The organism is Chelatococcus caeni (genome assembly GCF_014196925.1).
Taxonomy (GTDB): domain Bacteria; phylum Pseudomonadota; class Alphaproteobacteria; order Rhizobiales; family Beijerinckiaceae; genus Chelatococcus_A; species Chelatococcus_A caeni.
This window is the reverse complement of sequence record NZ_JACIEN010000003.1, coordinates 121,787-144,340: the sequence shown is the minus strand read 5'-3', so window position 1 is coordinate 144,340 and position 22,554 is coordinate 121,787. Positions and strand designations below refer to the sequence as shown.

The following is a 22,554-nucleotide window of genomic DNA, read 5'->3' as shown; positions in this document are numbered from 1 at the left end:
AAGGGAGGCGGCAGGCTCAGCCCTGCTCGGCGAGCGGGACCTCCAGCATCTCGCGCAGCTCGTCCAGCGCGCGCTCGGCAGCTTCCATGCCGAGCGCGATGGCCTCGTCGGCCCGGTGGAAGTCGAACAGGCCCATGCGGCCGAGGCGTGGCGACACCATCACGTCCGGCGGGTCTCCGGCGAGGCGCGAGCGGGCGATGCGGTCCTGCGTGATGTTGAAGGCATCGACCATCACGGCGCCGATGCCCGGAGCCCCGTCCGAGCGCCGGCCGAACTGGCGCATGCGCATCGCCGCTCCGCGCACGGGGGCGAAGAGGCCGCGGGCGGCCTGGGCCTCCTCCTCGATGAGGTCTTCGTCCGTGCCGTGCGCGGGAATGACGGCGCCGCGGCCGCGCGTGTCGCTGCCGTTGAGGTTGACGCAGAGCACGATCTCGGCCCCGAGCGCGCGTGCCGCCGTCACCGGGATCGGGTTGACGAGGGCGCCGTCCATCAGCCAGCGGCCGCCGAGCCGCACGGCGTCGAAGATGCCGGGCAGGGCATAGGAGGCGCGCAGGGCCTCGGTGATGGAGCCGCGCGTCAGCCAGATCTCGTGGCCGCTGCCGAGCTCGGTGGCGATAGCGACGAAGCGGGGCGCAAGCGCCTCGATGCGGATGTCGCCGAGGTGGTGCGAGAGCATGCGCCGGAGGCGCTGGCCGGCGATGAGGCCGGAGCCGTTGAGGTGAAAATCCATCAGCCCCATCACGCGCCGCTTGGTCAGCGAGCGCGCGAAATCCTCGAGCTCGTCCAGCTTGTCGCAGGCGAAGCAGCCGCCGACCACGGCGCCGATGGAGGTGCCGGCGATGACGTGCGGGACGAGGCCCTCGCGCGCGAGGACGCGCATGATGCCGATATGCGCCCAGCCGCGCGCCGCCCCGCCCCCGAGCGCGATGCCGAACGGGCGCCGCTTCAGCGGCAGGGTGGGGTCGGGCTCAACGGCCATGGTCGCCGCCAGCGATGCGATGTCTTCGAACATCCGGTCGCCCTCTGCAGGAACAACGCAGCCTGGCAGGATGAAGTTGCAGCGGAATGAATGAAAGAGGCTTGTGTCGCCTTTTTGGCCCGGCGGTCGTCTGTGTCACTCCGTGGCGTCGAAGGCGAGGCGTCCGCGCCCGTCAGGCTCGGTGATGACGCGCCGGTAGAAGCAGGAGCGACGCCCGGTGTGGCAGCAGCCGCCGTCGCCGCCGACCTCGACCTTGAGGACGATGGCATCCTGGTCGCAGTCGATGCGCATCTCGACGACGCTCTGGATCTGGCCCGAGGTATCGCCCTTGTGCCAGAGGCTGGCACGCGAGCGGGACCAGTACCAGGCTTCGCCCGTCTCGACGGTGCGGGCGAGGGCCTCGGCGTTCATGTGGGCGACCATGAGCACCTCGCCGGTCGCCGCGTCGGTCGTCACGCAGGTCAGGAGTCCGTTCGCGTCGAAGGCCGGCATCAGCCGGTCGCCCTCCTCGACGTCCGCCTTGCTGCCGCGCGCGGCAATGAAGTCACAGCGTTCGCACATGTCCTGTCTCTTGGTTCGAAGTCCCGCCCCGAGGCATCATCCTGCCCTCCGGTCGCGCCCGCAGCGCAGCAGCGTGAAGAAGCGCACCTGCTCGGCCGGATCGTCGCGGAAGACGCCGCCGAAGCGGGTCGTCACCGTGAGCGAGCCCTGTTTCTGCACGCCGCGCATGGACATGCACATGTGCTCGGCCTCGATCATCACCGCCGTGCCGCGCGGGGAAAGGTGCGTCTCGATGGCGTCGGCGATCTGGGCCGTCAGCGCCTCCTGCGTCTGGAGGCGCTTGGCATAGGCATCGACCAGGCGGGCGAACTTCGACAGGCCGACGACGCCGCCCGCGGGGTAATAGGCGATGTGCGCGCGGCCGACGAAGGGCACCATGTGGTGCTCGCAGTGGGAATGGAAGGAGATGTCCCGCACCAGGACCATGTCGTCGTAGCCGCCGACATCCGTGAAGATGCTGTCGAGCAGCTCGCCCGGGTTCTCGCGATAGCCGGCGTAGACCTCCTCGAAGGTGCGCACGACGCGCTCGGGCGTCTCGACGAGGCCTTCACGATCCGGATCGTCGCCGGCCCAGCGGATGAGCGTGCGCACGGCGGCTTCCGCCTCGGCGCGGCTCGGCCGGACGGCGGCGGCGTCCTTGCCGCAGCCGTTCCGGACGGTACCCGTGTTCGAAGATCTTGCGGCGGTCTTCATCCGGCCTCTCCCGATCGGCCATGGTGCCGCCGGCCGAAACGCATCCCCGCCGCGCGTCGGCCGCATGTCGCGGGCACCTGCCGCATCTTCCGCAGGCCGTCATCTCGGGCGGGCCTGCTTTTGCATCCATGCATCGGGCCTTATATAGGGGACCGGCACGGATGGAACCAAATCCGTCAGGTTGGAGCGGATATGCTCTCGGATATCTACAACAGGCGCATTCTGGAACTGGCGGCGGACATTCCGCGGCTCGGGCGGCTTGCCGCGCCGCATGGCAGCGCCACCGCCCATTCCAAGCTCTGCGGGTCGACGGTCACCGTCGACGTGTTGCTCGACGACGGGCGCGTCAGCGACTTCGCCCATGATGTGAAGGCCTGCGCCCTCGGCCAGGCGTCGTCGTCCATCATGGCGCGCAACGTCATCGGGGCGGATGCGGCGGAACTGCGCGAATTGCGCGAGACGATGCGGCGCATGCTCAAGGACAACGGCCCGCCGCCAGGCGGGCGCTGGGCGGAGCTCGCTGTGCTCGAGCCGGTGCGCGACTACAAGGCCCGGCACGCCTCGACGCTGCTGACCTTCGATGCCGTCGTCGAGGCCGTCGACAAGGCTCTGGCGGCGAAAGCCGAAGCGCCGGCCGCCGGGGCCTGATATCCCCGGCGCCGTTGCGCCCTTCTCACCAGGTGGTCTTGAACGAATAGGCGGCGGTGACGCCGACGCTGAACTGGTTGCGTGAGCCAAAGGCGCGCACGATCGGGCTCTTGCCCGCATCGCCGGTCAGGTAGTCGTAGCGGCCGAAGACGGTGGCGTTCCACTCGTCGCTCCAGTCGTAGGACACGGCGGCCGCCGCGCCGACGGAGCGCACGCCGCCGTCGGCCTTGAAGGGCCAGACCCGGCCGTTGATCGCGGCCTCGTAGGGCGTCACGCCGTAGTATTTGTCCATGTAGCCGCTGTCGGCGAGGACGACGCGCGGGCCACCGGAGATGGTGAAGCGATCGATCTTCTGCACCCAGTCGAGGCCGACGCTGCCGACGAAGCCGCTGCCGTTGAGGCCGTGGCGGATCTCGAAGCGGGCGCGCAGCTGCTCGGTCGGCCACAGCTCGACGAAGACGCCGGGCTCGATCGTCCAGTTGATCTTCGACAGGCCGTAGAGGCGCCGGTCGTCCTGGTAGTAGCGGCCGCCCTGATAGGCGGCGACGACGCCGAAGCTGACGAGCGGGTTGCCGTAGAAGGTGAGGCTCACTCCGTCGTCCGGCGCCGCGAAGCGCTTGGGCTCGGTAGCGCGGCGGATGGTGAAGGAGGGAAAGGCGACGAAGCTCGACTTGTCGGATCCCTGGTATTGGGGCGTGACCTGGGCATTGCCCTTGATCGTGAGGATCCAGTCGTTGGGTCCCACCGGTTCGCCGGCGAAGGTCGTCTCATAGGGGCGGGACGACTGGGCGAGGGCGGAGGTGGACGACAATGCGAAAACGCCGAGGGCCGAAGCGGCCAGGGTGGCGGCAAAAGCGACGCGGCTGCCAGACAATGTGCTACTCCTGAACGAATGCCGGCACTCTCGCGCAGCGCAGTTAACGTTTCGTGGCGAAAACGACGCGAAACGTGGCGCCTGCTCCGAGCGTAACCATATGGAAGGCGATTCCCCAGCGGCGAGAGACATGAATCCCGGTCAGTGGATAGCGCATCTTATCATCCGTGGCTACCAGCTCACGCTGTCGGCTTTCGTCGGGCGCCAGTGCCGGCACTGGCCGAGCTGCTCGGCCTATACGGACGAGGCGATCCAGGCGCACGGCCTGTGGGCCGGCGGGTGGATGGGTTTCGCCCGGATCTGCCGCTGCACGCCGCTCGGCACGAGCGGCATCGATCTGGTGCCGGAGGCGTTGCCGCCGGCAAGCGCCTGGTATAAGCCGTGGACCTATGGGCGCTGGCGCGGCGTCAATGCGCCGCCGGCCTTCGCCTGCGAGGCCGTCGAACCGGACGGCGACGGTGCCTCGCCGCCGCAAGGAACCCCGTCCGGACAACCTTGAGACGAGAAGCGCTTACCTGCCGTCGTTTGCAGGAGTGAGCGGGAGACTGTTGATGATTACGCTGACCTTTCCCGATGGCGCCGCGCGCCAGTTCCCCCAAGGCATTTCCGGGCGCGAAGTCGCCGAAGGCATCGCCAAGTCGCTCGCCAAGCGCACGGTGGCCATGGCGCTCGACGGCAACCTCGCCGACCTTGCCGACCCGATCACGCGCGACGCCAGGATCGAGTTCGTCTCGCGTGACGATCCGCGCGCGCTCGAGCTCATCCGGCACGACTGCGCCCACGTGCTCGCCGAGGCGGTGCAGACGCTCTTTCCCGGCACGCAGGTGACCATCGGCCCCGTCATCGAGAACGGCTTCTACTACGACTTCTATCGCGAGAAGCCCTTCACGCCGGAGGACTTCCCGGTGATCGAGGCGAAGATGCGCGAGATCATCGCGCGCGATGCCGCCTTCACCAAGGAGGAATGGTCACGCGAGCAGGCGCGGTCGCATTTCGAGACGAAGGGCGAGGCCTTCAAGGTCGAGCTGGTCGATGCCATCCCGCCCGGCGAGACGCTGAAGATCTACCGGCAGGGCGAATGGCTGGATCTCTGCCGCGGGCCGCACATGACGAGCGTGGGCAAGGTCGGGTCCGCCTTCAAGCTGATGAAGGTGGCCGGCGCCTATTGGCGCGGCGATTCGAACAATCCGATGCTGACCCGCATCTACGGCACCGCCTGGGCCAGCCAGGAGGACCTCGACGCCTATCTCAGGCAGCTCGAAGAAGCCGAGAAGCGCGACCATCGCCGCCTCGGGCGGGAGATGGACCTGTTCCACTTCCAGGAGGAGGGGCCGGGCACCGTCTTCTGGCATCCCAAGGGCTGGACGCTGTTCCAGAGCCTCATCAGCTACATGCGCCGGCGCCTCGCCGCCGACTATGAGGAGGTGAACGCGCCGCAGCTCCTCGACAAGTCGCTGTGGGAGATCTCGGGCCATTGGGGCTGGTATCGCGAGAACATGTTCGCGGCGACCTCGGCCGGCGACGAGACGGAGGACGAGCGCGTCTTCGCCATCAAGCCCATGAACTGCCCGGGCCACGTGCAGATCTTCAAGCACGGGCTCAAGTCCTACCGCGACCTGCCGCTCCGGCTCGCCGAATTCGGCGCCGTGCACCGCTACGAGCCGTCGGGCGCGCTGCACGGGCTGATGCGCGTGCGCGCCTTCACGCAGGACGATGCGCATGTCTTCTGCACGGAGGACCAGCTCGCCGAGGAGTGCCTGAAGATCAACGATCTCATCTTGTCGACCTATGCCGACTTCGGCTTCGACGAGATCGTGGTCAAGCTCTCCACGCGGCCGGAGAAGCGCGTCGGCTCCGACGCCCTGTGGGACCACGCCGAGGAGGTGATGGGCAAGGTGCTCGAGCAGATCGCCGCCCAGTCGGGCAACCGCATCAGGACGAGCATCAACCCGGGCGAGGGCGCCTTCTACGGGCCGAAGTTCGAATATGTGCTGCGTGACGCCATCGGCCGCGACTGGCAGTGCGGCACGACGCAGGTGGACTTCAACCTGCCGGAGCGCTTCGGCGCCTTCTATGTCGACCAGGACGGGCAGAAGAAGACGCCGGTGATGGTGCACCGGGCCATCTGCGGCTCGATGGAGCGCTTCGCCGGCATCCTCATCGAGCATTTCGCCGGGCATTTCCCGCTGTGGCTGGCGCCGCAGCAGCTGATGGTGTGCACCATCACCTCGGAGGCGGACGACTATGCGCTCGAGGTGCTGAAGGCGGCGAAGAAGGCCGGCCTGCGCGGTGACGTCGATCTGCGCAACGAGAAGATCACCTACAAGGTGCGCGAGCACTCGCTCGCCAAGGTGCCGGTGCTCGTCGTCGTCGGCAAGAAGGAGGCGGCCGAGCGCACGGTTTCCATCCGCCGGCTCGGCTCGCAGCAGCAGGTGTCGATGACGCTCGACGAGGCGCTCGCCTCGCTGGTCGAGGAATCCGTGCCGCCCGACATCCGCCGCGAGCGTGCCGAGACGCCGGCGCTCAAGCAGGCCGTGGCCTGATCGGCTGGCTCCCTCTCCTTGCAGAAGGAGAGGGAGCTTGCACCCGCCTGCTGCATCAAGGGGGCGGCAAAAGTCCACCCTGCCAAGCCAGCTCCAGTCGCTCGGCAACGCGGGCAAGCCGCTTGTCGCGGCTCCAGAGGGTCGATCCGGCGGTCAGCCGGGTGGACGCCAGCAAGTGGGCATCGACATAGCCGATGCCGAGTCCAGCCAGCGCGTGCTCGTCGATGAACGCCAGCACTTCGGCATCGGTGGCGAGACTTGCGTGCGGTAGCCCTTGAAGCGCCGGGAGGATTGCCTGGCGCTGGCGCAGGAAGCCGAGTGCCAGCTCCCCGATGACAAACGGATGCGTCAACACGCGGCCATGATCGAGCAAGGCGGCAAGCGTTTCCTCGCCGGTGCGCAGGTGATCGACCCAAACCGACGTATCGACGAGGATCATCGGGGCGTCATACGCCGCCGCGGTGCAATCTCAAGATCAGGTTCGGTGCCGCCGAGACGGGCGAGACGGCGTGCGCTTTCCCGCTCGATCAGCGCCTTGAGCGCCTCTCGCATGAGGGCGGACGTTTCCTTGAGGCCGGTGAAGGCCTGAGCCTTCGCCAGAAGATCATCATCAAGGGCCACGGTCATGCGCATGGTGCTGTCATCCTCAGGAGAGGCCGACGATAGCATCATTCGACGGGCCTAACCATGCGCGGCCCGTTTCTTCCCGGCATGTTGCCGAGCCGATCCCTTACCGTGCCACCACCTCGATGTCGCGGTCCTGGCCGCTCTCGACGGTGAATTCGCGCGTGTAGACCTGCCCCTCGTGGCGGGCGATGACGACGTATTCGCCTTCGGCCAGGATGAAGGACGGGAAGGCGCCGATCTCCTCGCGGATGACGTCGCCGCCCGGCGTCAGCACGCTGAAGGCCGTGCCGGCGAAGGCTTCGCCGCCCGCGGCACGGACGAGCTTCAGCGTCACCGTGGCGGCGCGGTGGTTGAGCGTGGCGTCGGTGAGCTTGCCGTTCTCGACCTTGAGGTCGGCCCGCATGAGGGCATTGGAATCGCCGTAGCTGGAGACGACGTGGTAGGTCCCCTCCGGCAGGCGCACGACCGAGCCGGAGCGCGCCTTCTCGACGACGAGGCGTCCTTCGTCATTGTTGCCGACGGGCACGAAGACCGAAAAGGTCATCTTCTCGGGTGGGATGGGGTTCGCGCCGATGGCGCCGTGGATGCGCAGGCCGCCGGCCGAGATGGTCAGCCGTTCGACGGTGTCGCGCGTCAGGGAGACGCGGCGCGTGGCGCTGGCGAAGCCGTAGGCCGCGTGGATGCGGTAGTCGCCCTTGGGCAGGGTGACGGAGGGCGAAGCGTCCTGCGACTTGATCACGATCTTGAAGTCCTCGCCGTCCGGCGCATCGGCATAGACGCGCCAGACGAGCCCTTCCCCGATCGGCTTGGTCTCGCCGGAGAAGACGGCGCTCAGATAGAGGGTCGCGGTGCCTTGCGTGTCCTGGAGCTGCGGCGGCGGCGCGTTCTGCAGCCGCGGGGGCACCTGCGCAAGGGCGCCGGCCGCGAGGAAAGGCAGCCCGAACGCCATCAGGGCAAGTGCGCTCCAGCGATTGAAGACCTTGATCACGTTGCTGGTTTTCCGTTCGTGCCGGGAGCCGGAGAGATCTTTCCATAAGCGCCCCGGCGAGCAGTTGCCACCCAATTGTGAATGGAAGGTGGCATCGCGCCTTGGCACGGCCTCGCGCCGGAGGCATCGCCGCGCAGGCGGCCATGCGCGCGACGGCGTTGACGCAGGGCGGCGGAGCCGCGATGACAACGGCGGGCACGAGGCGCCGAAACAACGCTTTTTCAAACAGTTCCAGCCTGGAGCGAAGAGCCGATGTCGAATGCAACGATCGAACTCCTCAGCGCGCGCCGGTCCGTGGCCGCCCGCCAGATGCAGGCCCCGGCGCCGAGCGAGGACGAACTCAACACGCTCCTGACCCTCGCCGCGCGGGTGCCCGACCACGGCAAGCTCGTCCCCTGGCGCTTCATCGTCTTTTCGGGCGAGGCCCGTGTGAAGGCCGGGGAGATCATCGCGGCCGCCTTCGCCGCGGACAATCCGGAGGCGGACGAGAAGCGGCTCGCCGCCGAGCGCGAGCGCCTGACGGGCGCGCCGCTCGTCGTCGCGGTCGTCTCGCGCGCCGCGCCGCATGCGAAGATCCCCGAGTGGGAACAGGTGCTGTCGTCCGGCGCGGTGTGCATGAACCTCGTCGTCGCGGCCAATGCGATGGGCTTCGCCACGAGCTGGATCACCGAGTGGTACGCCTATGACCGGCGCGTGCTCGAGGCGCTCGGCCTTGCCGCCAGCGAGCGCATCGCCGGCTTCGTCCACATCGGCACGGCCAGCGAGACGCCGGCGGACCGGCCGCGCCCGGAGCTTGCCTCCATCGTCACCCGTTTCGGCGAGTAGGGCCCATGATCTACGACGCCGTCGCCCGCGACCACGGGCTGCCGCACGACCCCTTCAAGGCGCTCGTGGCGCCGCGGCCGATCGGCTGGATCTCGTCGCTCAACGAGCGGGGAGAGGCCAATCTCGCGCCCTACAGCTTCTTCAACGCCTTCTCGACCTATCCGGCCATCGTCGGCTTCTCCAGCGAGGGGCAAAAGGATTCCGTCGCCTTCATCGCCGAGACGGGCGAGTTCGTCTGCAACATCGCGACCTATCCGCTGCGCGACGCCATGAACGCGACCTCGGCGCCGCTGCCGCGCGGCGTCAGCGAATTCGAGGCGGCGGGGCTCGCGCCGGAGCCGTCGCGCTTCGTCAAGCCGCCGCGCGTGCGCGGCATCGCGGCGGCGCTCGAGTGCAAGCGCCTGCAGATCATCCGGCTGGAAGACATGGACGGGCGCGCCCTCGACCGCTGGCTGGTGCTGGGCCAGGTCGTCGGCATCTATATCGACGACCGCTACCTCAGGGACGGGCTCGTCGACACCGCCGCCATGCAGCCCATCGCCCGGCTCGGCTACCACGACTACAGCGTCGTCGACGAGGTGTTCTCCCTCGTGCGGCCGAAGGGCGGGAACTAGGGACGGCCGGTTCCGCAGTGCGACTGCTCCCCCTCCCCGTTAACGGGGAGAGGGGACACGCCGCGCTGTCGGACCCGCCGTCTGCAGGGTTTGAGCTTCACCCCTCCTTCGGCGCACGCGCCAGCACGCGCTCGGCGCGCTTCAGGTGCGGACGGTCGACCATCTCGCCGTCGACGGCAAGGACGCCGGCCTGCGGATTGGCCGCGAAGGCCTCCACGATGGCGCGGGCCTCGGCCATGGCCTCGGGCGTCGGCGTGAAGGCGGCATTGATGACCGGCACCTGGGCGGGGTGGATGGCCATCTTGGCGACGAAGCCGTCGCGTCGCGCCGCCTCGCATTCGGCGGCGAGCCCGTCGAGATCGCGGAAATTGGTGAAGACGGCGTCGACCGCATCGACGCCAGCCGCCGCGGCGCCCATGAGGGTCAGCGAACGGGCGAGGCGATAGGGCTCGGCGTAGCGGCCGTCGGGCAGGCGGTTCGTCTCGGCCCCAAGGTCGGCGGAGAGATCCTCGCCGCCCCAGGCAAGGCCCGTGAGGCGGTGGCTCGCGCCGGCATAGGTGCCGAGGGCGAAGACGCCGCGGGCCGTCTCCGTGCCGATGGCGAGAATGCGGGTCTTGCCGTCGGCGAGGCCGAATTCGGCCTCGCGCACGGCGATCTTGGCGCCGAGATGCGACACGTCGGTGCCGCCGGCGGCCTTCGGCAGCACGATGCCGTCTGGCCCCGCCGCCATGACGGCGTCGAGATCCCCTTCGCTCAGGCCGCTGTCGAGGGCGTTGATGCGCACGTAGAGCAGCGGCCGCGCCGGCTGGTTGCCGACATCGCGCAGGAAGTCGGCGGTGACGCGCCGGGCGGTTTCCTTCTCCGACAGCGCGACGGAATCCTCGAGGTCGAGGATCAGGGCGTCCGCCCCGGCCGTCAGCCCCTTGTCGAGCTTCCTGCGGCTGTCGCCGGGGACGAAGAGCAGCGAGCGCATGGCCGTCACACCGCCGGGCGCTTGCGCATGAAGGCCTGCCGCCGGCATTCGGCGACGAGCGTGCCGTCCTGCTTGTAGGCGCGGTGCAGGAAGTCGACGATGCCGGCGTCGGGACGCGACTGCGAGGAGCGCACGGCGACGACCTCCGTCGTCACGTTGATGGTGTCGCCCTCGAAGAGGGGCGCGGGGAAGCGCACGTCCGTCATGCCGAGATTGGCGATGGTGGTGCCGACCGTGGTGTCGTTGACCGAAATGCCGATCATCAGGCCGAGGGTGAACAGCGAGTTCATCAGCGGGCGGCCCCATTCGGTCTCGGTGGCGCAGAAATGCGCATCGATGTGCAGGGGCTGGGGATTGAGCGTCATGTTGGAGAACAGCATGTTGTCCATCTGCGTCACGGTTCGCGTGAGGCGATGGCGGATGAGCTGGCCGACGCTGAAGTCTTCGAAGTAGAGCCCGCCGCGCGGATGCGGACTGCCGTTTGCCTGCGCCGTCATGGAGTAGAGGTCCCTCCGGTTGCCGTGTTCAGACTTCGTTTACCATAACCGCCCCATGCTGCGAGGCGAGCCATATCGCACTCTTCCCCGTTCCCGTGCCTGGGGGAAAACCGCGATATGCACATATGGCTTTGGTGGATGTGCGGACCGGCGGGGCTCCGGCCGCACCCGCCGCTTGGGATTGGGGCAATGATCATCCGCCGCTTTCTGCTCTGGGTTCGCTCCGCCGCGGCGAGCGAACGGGCGCGAGGGGCGGGGGCGCTCGCCCGTGCCTATGTCTCGGCCCGGCTCTCGCCCGAGGAGCGGCGGGAGGCGGAGGCGGCGCTGCTCAGCCTCCTCGACGACACCTCCTCGGCCGTGCGGCGCGCCCTTGCGCGCGAACTCGGATCCGAGCTCGACATTCCGCGCCATCTCCTGCTGGCGCTCGCGCGCGACCAGAGCGACGTCGCGGCGCTCGTCCTCGCCCGCTCGCCGCTGCTCATGGCCTCCGACCTCGTCGATTGCGTGGAGGCGGGCGATGCCCTCGCCCAGACGGCCGTTGCGGTCCGCCCCGGGCTGCCGCTCGCCGTCGCCACGGCGCTCGTCGCGGTCGGCGCGCCGGATGCGCTCGTCGCGCTGGCCGAGAACCACAGCGCGGTCCTGCCCGAGTTCCTGATGCACCGCATGCTCGAGCGCCATGCGAAGCTGCCGGTGCTGCGCGAGGCGTTGCTGGCGCGCCCGGACCTGCCGGCCGCCGTGCGCCAGCGGATCGCGGTGGCCGTCGCCGAGCAGCTGACGGCCTTCGTTACCGGGCGCCGCTGGCTCGGCATGGAACGCGCGGAAGGCGCCGCACGCGAAGCGGGCGAACGGACGGTGCTGACCATCGCCGCGACGGCGCCGGACGAGCCCTCTCTCGCGGCGCTCGTGCGGCAGCTGCGGCAGGAGGGCCGGCTGACGCCGCGACTGCTGCTGCGCGGGCTCCTCAGCGGCGAGGAGCGGCTGTTCGCCTGTGCGCTGGCGGAACTCGCCGAGGTGCCGCCGGGACGGGTGGCGGCGCTCGCCGGAGACGAGCGCGGACGGGGGCGCGAGGCCCTGCTGGAACGGGCCGGTATCCCCGGTGCCCTGCGGCCGGCCTTTCTCGCCGCCTGGTCCGCCTGCCGGGCGTGCTCCGGCCACCGGTGGGAGGAAGGTGGTTCCGTCGGCCTGTCCCGTCCGATCCTGGAGCGCGTGATCGCCGCCTGCACGTCGCGCGGCGATGCAGACGGGGATGCATTGACGGCGCTGCTGCGGCGCTTCGAGGCCGAGGTCGCGCGGGAGGAGGCGCGGGGCACGGCGGCGCGCCTTGTGGAGAATGCGGCGCTCGGCGCCCTGATCGAGGCGGACCGCGCCGTCATCGACGGGCAGCGGCCGGCATCGCGGCTCATCGCCGCCTGAGGCGGTCAGTAGCCGAACTGCTCGCGCAGGATGCGCTCGTCCAGGCTGTGGCCGGGGTCGTGCAGCATGACGAGGTCGACGCTGCGGTCCATGGCGATGTCGACCCGCGTCACGGAGCGGAACTCCGTGTGGTCGGCCACGGCGCTGACCGGGCGCTTGTCGGCTTCGAGCACGTCGACGCGCACGCGCGCATGGTCCGGCAGCAGGGCGCCGCGCCAGCGCCGCGGGCGGAAGGCGGAAATCGGCGTCAGCGCGAGGAGCGTGGCGTTGAGCGGCAGGATCGGGCCGTTGGCCGACAGGTTGTAGGCCGTCGAGCCGGCCGGCGTGGCGACCAGCAGGCCGTCCGCCGTCAGCTCCTCGAGCCGCACGAGGCCGTCGACATAGACGCGCAGCTTCGCCGCCTGGAAGGTCTGGCGCAGCATGGAGACCTCGTTGATGGCGCGCGCCTGGTGCGGCATGCCGGCCGCATCGTGCGCGATCATCAGCAGGGGGTGCACCACGCTGCGCTCGGCCTCCTCCAGCCGGTCCACGAGGTCGTTCTCGTGGAACTCGTTCATCAGGAAGCCGACCGAGCCGCGGTTCATGCCGTAGATCGGCTTGCCGGTGCCCATAAAGCGGTGCAGCGTCTGCAGCATCAGCCCGTCGCCGCCGAGGGCGACGATCGCGTCGGCTTCGTCCGGCGGGTGGGTGCCGTAGCGGGAGACGAGATTGGCCGCGGCCTTCTGCGCCTCGGGCGCGTCGCTCGCGACGATGGCGATCTTACCGAATCGGCGGGCCATGGGCGCCCCTGTCCTGGCAGGCCGAAACAGCGCGGGCGGGCGCCCGACGCATCCATCGGCGGGGAGGAGACCCATAGCCGCAATGGGGGCGTCCCGTCCAGCAAGGATGCCGGAGGGGACGCGGCGCGGAGGATGCCGCGCCGGTCCGCATGTTCAGATGATGGGGCTCCAGGCCACCGGCACGAAGGCGAAGCCGTCGCCGTCGCGGGCGATATGGCCGGTCGCCGGGAAGGGAGCGTGGTAGAAGGCCACCTGCATCTTCTCGCTCGCCGCCATGTCGAGCAGGCGCTTGCGCGTCTCGCGCGCCATGTCCCCGTCCATGTCGAAGATGGCCTGCCACTCGGGATTGCGGACGAAGAGGGCGGGGTGGTTGGTGGTGTCGCTCATCACCATGAGCCGCCCCTCGCCGGCGGTGACGGCGAAGACCGTATGGCCCGGCGTGTGGCCGTAGGCGGCGACGGCCGTCACGTTGGGCACCACTTCGCTGTCGGCCTTGAACTGCTTCACGTCGCCCGCGATGGGGCCGAAGACGCGGCGCACGTTCTGGAAGGCGCCCTTCATGCCGTCGGGTGCCGCGGCCATCTTGGCGTCGTCCATCCAGAAGGCCCATTCGGCTTCGGGCACCAGCACCTCGGCGCTCGGGAAGACGGCCGTGCCGTCCTTGAGCCTCAGCCCGTTGATGTGATCGCCATGGAAATGGCTGATGACGACGGTCTCGACGGCCGCGGGGTCGAAGCCGGCGGCGCGGAAGTTCGCCATCCAGAGGCCGCTCGTCGGCGCGCCCGAATCGCCGTTGCCGGTGTCGATCAGCGTCAGCTTGCCGCCTCGGTCGATGACGAGGGTGGTAAAGGGGATGGTGATGTTGTCGCGCGGCAGGAAGGCGGCGTCGAGCGCGCCCTGGACATCATCGAGCTCCGCATTGCGGATGAAGCCGTCGATCGGGCGGCGGCCCACGCCGTCGTTAACCGCGGTGATCAGCAGGTCGCCGACCTTGTAGCGGTAGAAGCCGGGCGCCTGGCGGTCGGGCTCGACCGGCGAGGTGGCGGGAAGCGTCTGGGCGGAGGCAGAGGCAGGAATGGTCATGGCGCTGCCGGCCGCGGCGGCCGAAACGAGTAGACTGCGACGATCTAGCATGGCTGCCTGTTCCTCCTCGTGTCGATGACATTCTTGCCGGCGATTTCCGGCCCGGAGGGCACTTGCAAGCCCGTCGGACCTGGCCAGCGCGGCACGTCGATAAGGGCCACAGGCCGCGCCGGGGGTCGATCCGCATCCGCGTCACAAGTGTGTGACCCTGGGTTGTGTCGGGGGAAAATGCCGCGCCACTGGCACGGGCGGCATCGCGACATCATATTCTCGCCCGGTGGGCGTGATGTGTTCGCGGCCAGAGATGGAGAAGGATCAGATCATGCAGGGGTACGACCCCCGTTTCGGCCCGCAGATGCGCATCGTGCGCCTGTCCCGCTGGCAGCTTTGGCTCGCCGCGGCGGTGGGGCTGGCGCTCGTCGTCACGCTCGCCATCGTTGCAGCCGGCGTTTTTCTCGTCGTGCTGCCGGTCGTCGTCGTCGCCGGGCTCGGCTATCACCTGTGGATGAAGTGGCGCGGGCAGCGCCCCGGGGGGCGCGCCGACGACATGGTGATCGATGCCGAATACTCGATCGTGCGCCGCGAGGACGAGCGGCACATCGAAGGGCGCGGCGTGCCCAGGGACCACAGATAACAGAAGCCACGCCGTGAGCGGCGCGACGCCGGCCCTCGGGTCGGGATGAAGCCGATCGCGCCCGCTCAGCGCCGCCGCGGCGGAGGGCCGCGCCGTGCCGCACCGGGGCCGGGTCCACCGCCGTCGGTCTTGTGACGGAAGGTGATGCGGCCCTTGTCCATGTCGTAGGGCGTCATCTCGACGGTCACACGATCACCGGCGAGGGTGCGGATGCGGTGACGCTTCATGCGGCCCGCGATATAGGCCAGAATTTCGTGGTCGTTCTCGAGGACGACGCGAAACTTGCCGTCGGGCAGCACGTCGACAACAGTGCCTTCAAACTCGATGGTATCTTCTTTCGACAACAGCTCTTCCTTTCAGAACGCGGACGATCCGCTTCATTACCGCACGGCCGTGCGCTCCGACGGGGCGGGACACACGTCCCGGAGGACGCCCGTCGGGCTCACGGGATGAGCCGGCCAACGATCGCCCGCCGTTCGGCGCGCCTTTAACAGGCCTTTGGACTGTGCGGCATGCCATGGCGGCGCCACCGGTACGGTCGGGGAACACGGCCGAGGCGTCCGGGGTGCCTTTGCGGGCACGAGGCCGGCCGGAACGGCGCCACCGGCGGGGCTCATAGCACACTTTGTGCCCTCAATGCCAACAAAAGCAGTCCGGCCGGTGCGGGCAGGCCATCACGTCCGCGCTACAGGAAGAGCCATGCGAGCACCGCCAGGGCGAGGCTCGAGAGCAGGATGATCAGGACCGGCAATCCGAGCCGACCCTGCCGGGCTTCGCGGGGGGTGAGTTCCGGTTCATCGGCCATCTCTCGCCTCCGTTGTTCTGATGGGATGGCCTCCCTGCGGAAGCCATCGGTCGCCGAGGGCTACGCGATCCCCCGTGCTCCTTCAGTGTCCTGCCTCAAAGCGACGTCGCCCGCAGCGGCTCGTGCGTGCGGGCGACGGTCGCGGGGCCCGTCACCGGGCCGGGCTGGCTCAGTAGCACTCGCGGTAACGGCGGCCGCGGTAGTAATAATATTCGCACTGCTGGCCCGTGGCGGCCCCGACCATGGCGCCGCCGGCCGCGCCGATCGCGCCGCCCACGACCGCACCTCCGGTCGTTCCCGTCGTCGCTCCGCCGACGGCCGCACCGGCCGCACCGCCGATCAGCGCGCCGCCAACAGCCCTTTCCTCCGGGGTGTTGCACGCAGCAAGGGTGAGGGCCACAGCGGCGCAGACAATATATTTCGTCATGTGGTCATCCTTTCGGATTTTCGTCTTCCTGGTGCTTCTGGAAGGGCATCTCGTCGCGCAGTCGCCAGGAGTGCTTCCGCCATGAGTGCTTCCGCAAAGCAAAACGCACCATCTGCGCGTTGGTTCCAAGGCGCGACGCTTTCTCTCCATCGCCTCAACTCGGGTGCACGCTACCTGAACGTGCAAAGCGCCGGCTGTTCATCTTCGATCGTCGCGGTGGAGACGGATCAGCTTCTTGCCCCTGTCGCTGATCACGATGCGCGACGGCCGCTCGACCGCCAGGCCGAGTTCAAGGAGGAGGTGCCGCATGAGCGGAGGGATGAGGTCTGCCTCCGGCGCGCCGCGGTTGAGGCGCTGCAGGGCTTCCCATTCCTCCTCCGACAGGTCCGACCGATCGACGCCCATGGCTTTCCCGAATTTCGTCCTCTTTGATGCGGCGTTGCTCCCGCCGGGTTCCCCGCAGCCATTGCCTCTTGCGGCCGCGGGCGAAGCCTGTTAGCCGAAATGCGTGGACCGGCGCCGGTTTAGCTCAGTTGGTAGAGCAACCGCCTTGTAAGCGGTAGGTCGTCAGTTCGAGTCTGACAACCGGCACCATCTTGCTCATCCGGCCGGCCCGCTTCTTTTCCACGTCAACTGCATCGTCGATCGCCCGGACCCGCTGCAAACGGGTCGTGTGGCGGCGCACGGCGTCATGCCGGGTGCGGGAGCACAGTTCCATCACATCCGACATCCGCAGTCCCCGGGCGGGATGCGGCGGGTGCAACCGGAGGATGGAACGATGAGCCGCATGAGCCTGAAGATCCTTGCTATCCCGCTCGCCTGCGCCACGATCGGCGCGAGCTTCGTCGCCACGACCGGCGAGGCCGAGGCCCGGTGGCGCGGCCGTTACTACGGCGGCGGCGCCGTCGCCGCCGGCGTCATCGGCGGCCTTGCCATCGGCGCGCTCGCCGCCTCGGCGGCGCGGCCGGCCTACGGCTACCCGGGTCCGGTCTATGTGGCCGACCCGTACTGCTACAAGGTCCGCGAACGCGTGTTCGTGCCCGGCTACGGCTGGACCACACGGCGTACCACCGTTTGCGACTGAAGCCGCGTCCCCACCGTCCCGATCTGGCAGCACGAAGGCCGGCGAGAATCCCCCGCCGGCCTTCGCGTTTGTCCGCAAATTGCCGCAGTGCGGGTGACGAATAGGGAACAGGGATGGTTCATCCGGCGTTCAGCCACAGGAGAATAGCATCCCCACGATGACGCTGAAGGGGGAGTGCGGGGCGCTCCCCGGTTTGGGAGAAGAACCATGATGTTCCCGCTCAAGGCTAGAAAGGTCGCCGCGCTCGGCCTTGCCGGCTTGACCCTGGCCGGGGCCTTTGCCGCGACCACCGGAGAGGCCGAGGCGCGCTACCGCCGCGGCGGCAACGCCGGGGCGGCCGTGGCCGCCGGCATCATCGGCGGCCTCGCCGTCGGCGCGCTGGCCGCCTCCGCTGCGCGGCCCGCCTACGGCTATCCCGCGCCCGCCTACGACTACGGCCCGCCGCCTTACGCCTACGGCCCCGGCCCGGCCTACTACGACTATGGGCCGGAGTGCTTCGTGCAGACCCGCCGGGTGTGGGTGGACGGCTGGGGCTGGCGCGTTCGCCGGTTCACGGTCTGCGACTGACCTTCGCCTGCCGCCAATAGCGAAAAGGCCCCGCCGGGAGACCGGCGGGGCCTTTCGTTTGGGGAGCCGTCAGGCCCTGGTTGTGTCAGCCTTCGTACTTGAAGATGTCGCGGTCCTTCGTCTCGGGCACGAAGAGCAGGCCGACGACGAAGGTCATGAGGGCGACCACGATCGGGTACCAGAGGCCGTAGTAGATATCGCCGGTCGCAGCCACCATGGCGAAGGCCGTCGTGGGCAGGAAGCCGCCGAACCAGCCGTTGCCGATGTGGTAGGGCAGCGACATGCCCGAGTAGCGGATGCGCGTCGGGAAGAGCTCGACGAGCTGGGCGGCGATCGGGCCGTACACCATCGTCACGAAGAGGACGAGCAGCGTCAGGATGGCGACGATGGCGACCGTGTTCATCTTCGCCGGGTCGGCCTTGGCCGGATAGCCGGCGGCGCGGATGACCTCGGTCAGCTTCGTATTGAAGGCCGCGCTCTGCTCCTTGAAGGCGCCGGCGTCGAGCGCCAGGCCGTCGAAGGAGGCGATGACCTGGTCGCCGACCTTGACCTGCGCCACCGTGCCGGCGGGAGCCGCCTCGTTCGAATAGTTCACCGAGTTGCGGGCGAGGAAGCTCTTGGCGATGTCGCACGAGGAGCGGAACTGCGCCGTGCCGACCGGGTTGAACTGGAACGAGCATTCCGACGGGTCGGCGACGACCGTCACCGGGGCGCTCGCCTGCGCCGCCGCGAGGTCGGGATTGGCGAACTTCGTCAGGCCGTTGAACAGCGGGAAATAGGCGATCGCCGCGATCAGGCAGCCGCCGAGGATGATCGGCTTGCGGCCCACCTTGTCCGACAGCCAGCCGAAGAAGATGAAGAACGGCGTGCCGATGGCGAGCGAGATGGCGATGAGGATGTTCGCCGTGGCGGCATCGACCTTCAGCGTCTGGGTGAGGAAGAAGAGGGCGTAGAACTGGCCCGTGTACCAGACGACGGCCTGGCCCGACGTGCTGCCGAAGAGGGCGAGCAGGCCGACCTTGGCGTTCTTCCAGGTGCCGAAGGCCTCCGTCAGCGGCGCCTTGGACTGGGTGCCGTCCTCCTTCATCTGCTTGAAGGCGGGCGATTCCTGCAGCTGCAGCCGGATCCAGATCGAGATGCCGAGCAGCACGATGGAGATCAGGAACGGAATGCGCCAGCCCCAGGCCGCGAAGGCTTCCTCGCCGAGATAGGTGCGGGTGCCGAGGATGACGATGAGCGACAGGAAGAGGCCGAGCGTCGCCGTCGTCTGGATGAAGCTGGTGTAATAGCCGCGCCGGCCCTGGGGCGCGTGTTCGGCGACATAGGTCGCCGCGCCGCCATATTCGCCGCCGAGCGCCAGACCCTGCACGAGGCGCAGGATGATGAGGATGACGGGCGCAAGAATGCCCCACGTCGCATAGGTGGGCAGGACACCGACGATGAAGGTCGACAGGCCCATCAGCACGATGGTGACGAGGAAGGTATACTTGCGGCCGACGAGGTCGCCGAGGCGGCCGAAGACGAGCGCGCCGAAGGGCCGCACCGCAAAGCCGGCGGCGAAGGCCATCAGCGCGAAGATGAAGCCTGCGGTCGGATTGACGCCGGAGAAGAACTGCGCGGCGATGATCGCCGACAGCGAGCCGTAGAGATAGAAATCATACCACTCGAATACGGTGCCGAGCGAGGAGGCGAAGATGACCTTCTTCTCCTCCCGGGTCATCGGCCGGGCCTTGACACCCGTCGCCGTTGCGTTTGCCATGCTCATGGCCGAGGCTCCTTGGAATGTTCCATGACCTGCAGCCGGCCGAGGCGACGAGCGAACGCCGCACGGCAGCCGGACCTCCGGCCCTCTGCCGCGCGGTCTTGCGATCGACGAGACGATCGGTGGATCTGGCGCCCACGGCCGCCCGACAACGGGCTGTTTCCCTCATTCGGCACGGGGAGTGCCCCGCGCCGCTTTCGCGACTGATCACAGCCGGGAAGGTGAGTGAAAGCTTAAGAGCGGCCTTCTAATCTGTCGCTCGACAATTGGTCGTCATTCCAAAGTCTTAAGTGCGCCGCAATAGTGCGGCGCAGCATGTTCAGCCGCCCAGGTCAGCCGGCGGCGCGGCTCGCCGCATAGAGGGCGATGGCGGCGGCGTTGGAGACATTGAGGCTCTTGATGGCGCCGGGCATGTCGAGGCGGGCGAGATCGCTGCAGCGCTCGCGGGTCAGCTGGCGCAGCCCCTTGCCCTCGGCGCCGAGGACGAGGCCGAGCGGGCGTGCGAGGGGGATGTCGCCGAGCGGCGCCGGCCCAGCCGAATCGAGGCCGACGAGCTGGAAGCCACGCTCGCGCAGGGCGAGCATGGCCTCGGCGAGATTGCGCACCACGATGAAGGGCACGTGCTCGAGCCCGCCCGAGGCCGACTTGGCGAGCACGCCCGTCGCCGCCGGGCTGTGGCGGGCCGTGGTGACGATGGCCGCGACGGAGAAGGCGGCCGCCGTGCGGACGATGGCGCCGACGTTGTGCGGATCCGTGATCTGGTCGAGCACGAGGACGAGCGCATCCGCCGGCAGCGAATCGATGGCCGGGGAGGGAAGCGGATCGACCTCGAGCAGCAGGCCCTGGTGGACGGCATCGGGCTCGAGCAGCCGGTCGATCTCGCCGGGCCGGACGATCTCGGGCGCGATCGGCAGGTGCTCGAATCGCTCCAGCAGCCGCTTGTGGGCGTTCTCGGTGGCCATCAGGCGGCGCGGGCGGCGCTGTGGATTGCCGAGGGCCTCCACGACGGGATGCCAGCCGTAGAGGATCGCGACATCGATGGCGCCCGGCGGCCCGGCGCGGCGCGGCGCGCCCCGGCCGCCCCCCGGCTTGCCGGCCTTGCCGAAGCGCGGGCCGCGGCCGCCCGTCGTGGGCGGCTTTCCCTTGCGGGCTGGTTTCCTGGTCGTCTGTCCGGCCGGCGGGGCCTTGTCGCTGGTCATCGATCTTGGTCCGGGGATTGGCTGAGCCTCCTGTGGCACGAGAGAGCCGTGGATGCCAGTTGGTTTTGTGTTGACACCGGGGATCGGCCTCACCATAAGAGGCCCCGCGCTGTCGGCGTCGTCGCGTTCCGAAGGTTTTCGTGAAGCATGCGGCGGCTCGGCGCGCCGCCCGGCGGTGCTTCCGAGGATTGAGTCGGAGGGGTGCCCGAGTGGTTAAAGGGGACGGACTGTAAATCCGTTGGCTACGCCTACGTTGGTTCGAATCCAACCCCCTCCACCATTCCCGAAGCAGCCAGTGCGCGGGTGTAGCTCAATGGTAGAGCAGCAGCCTTCCAAGCTGATGACGAGGGTTCGATTCCCTTCACCCGCTCCACCGCCTTCCGCATCGTTTCGATCAGAGCTCTCCTGCGGTCGAAGCCGGCAGATGGCGCGCGGGCGGACGGGGACTCGACAATCTCGACCGGCTCGGGCTAAAGGCTCGCCCACCTGTTCCTCGGGGCCCGATGGGGAAAATTCTCGGGCCCGAGGCAAATTCGCTCTTGAAGTATGGGGCGAAGGGTCTTAATCGACCGCAACCCAAAAGCCACACGTGCAGAGGCGTCTAGGATCCTACGATGGCGAAGGAAAAGTTTGAGCGCACGAAGCCGCACTGCAACATCGGGACGATTGGTCACGTTGACCATGGCAAGACGTCTCTGACGGCGGCGATCACGAAGGTTCTTGCGGAGAAGGGCGGGGCGTCGTTCACGGCGTACGACCAGATCGACAAGGCGCCGGAGGAGAAGGCGCGCGGCATCACGATCTCGACGTCGCACGTCGAGTACGAGACGGACAAGCGCCACTACGCGCACGTGGACTGCCCCGGCCACGCGGACTACGTGAAGAACATGATCACGGGCGCGGCGCAGATGGACGGCGCGATCCTGGTGGTGTCTTCGGCGGACGGCCCGATGCCGCAGACGCGCGAGCACATCCTGCTTGCGCGCCAGGTGGGCGTGCCGGCGCTCGTCGTGTTCATGAACAAGGTCGACATGGTGGACGACCCCGAGCTTCTCGACCTTGTCGAGCTCGAGGTGCGCGAGCTTCTGTCGAAGTACGACTTCCCCGGCGACGACATTCCGATCGTCAAGGGCTCGGCGCTGTGCGCGCTCGAGGACCGCAGCCCGGAGATCGGGCGCGACGCGGTGCTGCAGCTGATGGACGCGGTTGACGCGTACATTCCGCAGCCGGAGCGTCCGAAGGACCAGCCGTTCCTGATGCCGGTCGAGGACGTGTTCTCGATCTCGGGCCGCGGCACGGTGGTGACGGGTCGCGTCGAGCGCGGCGTGGTCAAGGTCGGCGAGGAAGTCGAGATCGTTGGTCTGCGTCCGACGCAGAAGACGACGGTGACGGGCGTCGAGATGTTCCGCAAGCTGCTCGACCAGGGCGAGGCGGGCGACAACATCGGCGCGCTGCTGCGCGGCACGAAGCGCGAGGACGTCGAGCGCGGCCAGGTGCTGTGCAAGCCGGGCTCGGTGAAGCCGCACACGAAGTTCAAGGCCGAGGCGTACATCCTGACGAAGGAAGAGGGTGGCCGCCACACGCCGTTCTTCAACAACTACCGTCCGCAGTTCTACTTCCGCACGACGGACGTGACGGGGATGGTGAAGCTGCCCGAGGGCACCGAGATGGTGATGCCGGGCGACAACGTGGCGATGGAGGTCGAGCTGATCGTCCCGATCGCCATGGAGGAGAAGCTGCGCTTCGCCATCCGCGAGGGTGGCCGCACGGTCGGCGCCGGCGTCGTCGCCTCCATCATCGAGTAAGCAAGGCACAAGGCCGCGCGCCGCACCAGGCGGCGCCGGTCTCTTCGGGGACCTTCCCGAAGTGATTTCCACCGCCTCGCGAAGCGGCTTTGCTGAGCGGCGGCGATGGGATATAGGAGGCGGCGGTCGCGTCGCCTCTACCGCAGCGGGTGGTTTCCACCCGATGCGGCATAG

General features: G+C 68.6%; 26 protein-coding genes and 3 tRNA genes. 13 read left to right on the top strand and 16 right to left on the bottom strand.

The genetic code is table 11. From position 1 onward, the window contains the following. Positions 1 to 16 precede the first annotated feature (16 nt). The 3 genes from GGR16_RS13590 to folE form a co-directional block, all read right to left on the bottom strand. The gene (locus tag GGR16_RS13590) at positions 17 to 1,012 is read right to left on the bottom strand and encodes a patatin-like phospholipase family protein (protein WP_183316959.1); all 996 of its coding nucleotides are present in this window, start codon (positions 1,010 to 1,012) and stop codon (positions 17 to 19) included. 102 nt (positions 1,013 to 1,114) lie between these two features. After that, entirely contained in the window at positions 1,115 to 1,540 is a 426-nt protein-coding gene (hisI, locus tag GGR16_RS13585) for a phosphoribosyl-AMP cyclohydrolase (RefSeq protein WP_019403249.1), read from the bottom strand. A gap of 36 nt (positions 1,541 to 1,576) precedes the next feature. Then, positions 1,577 to 2,233: a GTP cyclohydrolase I FolE gene (gene folE, locus GGR16_RS13580; protein ID WP_183316958.1), complete on the bottom strand. Its 657-nt coding sequence runs from the start codon at positions 2,231 to 2,233 to the stop codon at positions 1,577 to 1,579. A gap of 192 nt (positions 2,234 to 2,425) precedes the next feature. Between folE and GGR16_RS13575 the strand changes: the two genes are divergently transcribed. Next, positions 2,426 to 2,881, top strand: a complete 456-nt coding sequence (locus GGR16_RS13575; protein ID WP_019403247.1) for an iron-sulfur cluster assembly scaffold protein — start codon at positions 2,426 to 2,428, stop codon at positions 2,879 to 2,881. Between the two features lie 25 nt (positions 2,882 to 2,906). Here the strand turns inward: GGR16_RS13575 and GGR16_RS13570 are convergent, their stop codons facing one another. Further along, positions 2,907 to 3,755 carry a MipA/OmpV family protein gene (locus GGR16_RS13570; protein ID WP_019403246.1) on the bottom strand — a complete coding sequence of 283 codons (849 nt, stop codon included), beginning with the start codon at positions 3,753 to 3,755 and terminating at the stop codon, positions 2,907 to 2,909. Between the two features lie 130 nt (positions 3,756 to 3,885). Between GGR16_RS13570 and yidD the strand changes: the two genes are divergently transcribed. Together yidD and thrS are read left to right on the top strand one after the other, a co-directional pair. Further along, positions 3,886 to 4,254 carry a membrane protein insertion efficiency factor YidD gene (gene yidD / locus GGR16_RS13565; RefSeq protein ID WP_019403245.1) on the top strand — a complete coding sequence of 123 codons (369 nt, stop codon included), beginning with the start codon at positions 3,886 to 3,888 and terminating at the stop codon, positions 4,252 to 4,254. A 52-nt stretch (positions 4,255 to 4,306) separates the two neighbouring features. Next, on the top strand, positions 4,307 to 6,298 hold the full coding sequence (thrS, locus tag GGR16_RS13560) for a threonine--tRNA ligase (RefSeq protein ID WP_183316957.1): 1,992 nt from the start codon (positions 4,307 to 4,309) through the stop codon (positions 6,296 to 6,298). 55 nt (positions 6,299 to 6,353) lie between these two features. Here thrS and GGR16_RS13555 read toward each other — a convergent pair whose 3' ends face one another. The 3 genes from GGR16_RS13555 to GGR16_RS13545 form a co-directional block, all read right to left on the bottom strand. Beyond that, positions 6,354 to 6,737, bottom strand: coding sequence for a type II toxin-antitoxin system VapC family toxin (locus GGR16_RS13555; RefSeq protein ID WP_019403243.1), 384 nt, complete (start codon positions 6,735 to 6,737; stop codon positions 6,354 to 6,356). Further along, positions 6,734 to 6,931, bottom strand: coding sequence for a type II toxin-antitoxin system VapB family antitoxin (locus tag GGR16_RS13550; protein WP_019403242.1), 198 nt, complete (start codon positions 6,929 to 6,931; stop codon positions 6,734 to 6,736). Before GGR16_RS13550 ends, GGR16_RS13555 begins: the two co-directional genes overlap by 4 nt. A gap of 97 nt (positions 6,932 to 7,028) precedes the next feature. Then, positions 7,029 to 7,913 carry a hypothetical protein gene (locus GGR16_RS13545; protein WP_183316956.1) on the bottom strand — a complete coding sequence of 295 codons (885 nt, stop codon included), beginning with the start codon at positions 7,911 to 7,913 and terminating at the stop codon, positions 7,029 to 7,031. 252 nt (positions 7,914 to 8,165) lie between these two features. Between GGR16_RS13545 and GGR16_RS13540 the strand changes: the two genes are divergently transcribed. Together GGR16_RS13540 and GGR16_RS13535 are read left to right on the top strand one after the other, a co-directional pair. Next, positions 8,166 to 8,738, top strand: coding sequence for a nitroreductase family protein (locus tag GGR16_RS13540; protein WP_183316955.1), 573 nt, complete (start codon positions 8,166 to 8,168; stop codon positions 8,736 to 8,738). A gap of 5 nt (positions 8,739 to 8,743) precedes the next feature. Then, positions 8,744 to 9,352 carry a flavin reductase family protein gene (locus GGR16_RS13535; protein WP_019403239.1) on the top strand — a complete coding sequence of 203 codons (609 nt, stop codon included), beginning with the start codon at positions 8,744 to 8,746 and terminating at the stop codon, positions 9,350 to 9,352. Positions 9,353 to 9,449: 97 nt separating this feature from the next. On the opposite strand, the gene GGR16_RS13530 is transcribed toward GGR16_RS13535, so the two are convergent. Further along, positions 9,450 to 10,325: an HpcH/HpaI aldolase/citrate lyase family protein gene (locus tag GGR16_RS13530; protein ID WP_183316954.1), complete on the bottom strand. Its 876-nt coding sequence runs from the start codon at positions 10,323 to 10,325 to the stop codon at positions 9,450 to 9,452. Positions 10,326 to 10,330: 5 nt separating this feature from the next. Next, positions 10,331 to 10,822 (bottom strand): MaoC family dehydratase, encoded by a 492-nt coding sequence (locus tag GGR16_RS13525; RefSeq protein WP_019403237.1) that lies wholly within the window; start codon positions 10,820 to 10,822, stop codon positions 10,331 to 10,333. Positions 10,823 to 11,011: 189 nt separating this feature from the next. Here GGR16_RS13525 and GGR16_RS13520 point away from each other — a divergent pair, with 189 nt between their 5' ends. Continuing rightward, positions 11,012 to 12,235: a DUF2336 domain-containing protein gene (locus GGR16_RS13520; RefSeq protein WP_183316953.1), complete on the top strand. Its 1,224-nt coding sequence runs from the start codon at positions 11,012 to 11,014 to the stop codon at positions 12,233 to 12,235. A 5-nt stretch (positions 12,236 to 12,240) separates the two neighbouring features. Here GGR16_RS13520 and GGR16_RS13515 read toward each other — a convergent pair whose 3' ends face one another. Further along, on the bottom strand, positions 12,241 to 13,014 hold the full coding sequence (locus tag GGR16_RS13515; protein ID WP_019403235.1) for an NAD kinase: 774 nt from the start codon (positions 13,012 to 13,014) through the stop codon (positions 12,241 to 12,243). 153 nt (positions 13,015 to 13,167) lie between these two features. After that, entirely contained in the window at positions 13,168 to 14,097 is a 930-nt protein-coding gene (locus tag GGR16_RS13510) for an MBL fold metallo-hydrolase (protein WP_183316952.1), read from the bottom strand. Positions 14,098 to 14,419: 322 nt separating this feature from the next. On the opposite strand from GGR16_RS13510, the gene GGR16_RS13505 reads away from it, so the two are divergent. Beyond that, complete coding sequence (locus GGR16_RS13505) at positions 14,420 to 14,731, top strand: hypothetical protein (RefSeq protein WP_019403233.1); 312 nt, start codon at positions 14,420 to 14,422, stop codon at positions 14,729 to 14,731. Between the two features lie 65 nt (positions 14,732 to 14,796). On the opposite strand, the gene infA is transcribed toward GGR16_RS13505, so the two are convergent. The 3 genes from infA to GGR16_RS13490 all read right to left on the bottom strand — a co-directional run bounded on the left by infA (position 14,797) and on the right by GGR16_RS13490 (position 16,368). Beyond that, positions 14,797 to 15,075: a translation initiation factor IF-1 gene (infA, locus tag GGR16_RS13500; RefSeq protein WP_019403232.1), complete on the bottom strand. Its 279-nt coding sequence runs from the start codon at positions 15,073 to 15,075 to the stop codon at positions 14,797 to 14,799. Between the two features lie 630 nt (positions 15,076 to 15,705). Beyond that, positions 15,706 to 15,963, bottom strand: a complete 258-nt coding sequence (locus GGR16_RS13495) for a glycine zipper domain-containing protein (protein ID WP_019403230.1) — start codon at positions 15,961 to 15,963, stop codon at positions 15,706 to 15,708. Between the two features lie 198 nt (positions 15,964 to 16,161). After that, on the bottom strand, positions 16,162 to 16,368 hold the full coding sequence (locus tag GGR16_RS13490) for a hypothetical protein (RefSeq protein ID WP_183316951.1): 207 nt from the start codon (positions 16,366 to 16,368) through the stop codon (positions 16,162 to 16,164). Positions 16,369 to 16,481: 113 nt separating this feature from the next. Here GGR16_RS13490 and GGR16_RS13485 point away from each other — a divergent pair. The 3 genes from GGR16_RS13485 to GGR16_RS13475 all read left to right on the top strand — a co-directional run bounded on the left by GGR16_RS13485 (position 16,482) and on the right by GGR16_RS13475 (position 17,614). Next, a tRNA-Thr gene (locus GGR16_RS13485) sits at positions 16,482 to 16,557 on the top strand. Positions 16,558 to 16,741: 184 nt separating this feature from the next. After that, positions 16,742 to 17,047 carry a hypothetical protein gene (locus GGR16_RS13480; protein WP_183316950.1) on the top strand — a complete coding sequence of 102 codons (306 nt, stop codon included), beginning with the start codon at positions 16,742 to 16,744 and terminating at the stop codon, positions 17,045 to 17,047. A 207-nt stretch (positions 17,048 to 17,254) separates the two neighbouring features. Then, the gene (locus GGR16_RS13475) at positions 17,255 to 17,614 is read left to right on the top strand and encodes a hypothetical protein (RefSeq protein WP_183316949.1); all 360 of its coding nucleotides are present in this window, start codon (positions 17,255 to 17,257) and stop codon (positions 17,612 to 17,614) included. Between the two features lie 85 nt (positions 17,615 to 17,699). Here GGR16_RS13475 and GGR16_RS13470 read toward each other — a convergent pair whose 3' ends face one another. Together GGR16_RS13470 and GGR16_RS13465 are read right to left on the bottom strand one after the other, a co-directional pair. Next, the gene (locus GGR16_RS13470; RefSeq protein WP_183317235.1) at positions 17,700 to 19,373 is read right to left on the bottom strand and encodes an MFS transporter; all 1,674 of its coding nucleotides are present in this window, start codon (positions 19,371 to 19,373) and stop codon (positions 17,700 to 17,702) included. Between the two features lie 335 nt (positions 19,374 to 19,708). Further along, on the bottom strand, positions 19,709 to 20,575 hold the full coding sequence (locus GGR16_RS13465; RefSeq protein WP_019403225.1) for a TrmH family RNA methyltransferase: 867 nt from the start codon (positions 20,573 to 20,575) through the stop codon (positions 19,709 to 19,711). Between the two features lie 195 nt (positions 20,576 to 20,770). Here GGR16_RS13465 and GGR16_RS13460 point away from each other — a divergent pair. The 3 genes from GGR16_RS13460 to tuf all read left to right on the top strand — a co-directional run bounded on the left by GGR16_RS13460 (position 20,771) and on the right by tuf (position 22,380). Further along, positions 20,771 to 20,855, top strand: a tRNA-Tyr gene (locus GGR16_RS13460). Positions 20,856 to 20,874: 19 nt separating this feature from the next. Further along, positions 20,875 to 20,948: transfer RNA gene (locus tag GGR16_RS13455), tRNA-Gly, on the top strand. 241 nt (positions 20,949 to 21,189) lie between these two features. After that, positions 21,190 to 22,380 (top strand): elongation factor Tu, encoded by a 1,191-nt coding sequence (gene tuf, locus GGR16_RS13450; RefSeq protein ID WP_053193117.1) that lies wholly within the window; start codon positions 21,190 to 21,192, stop codon positions 22,378 to 22,380. Positions 22,381 to 22,554 lie beyond the last annotated feature (174 nt).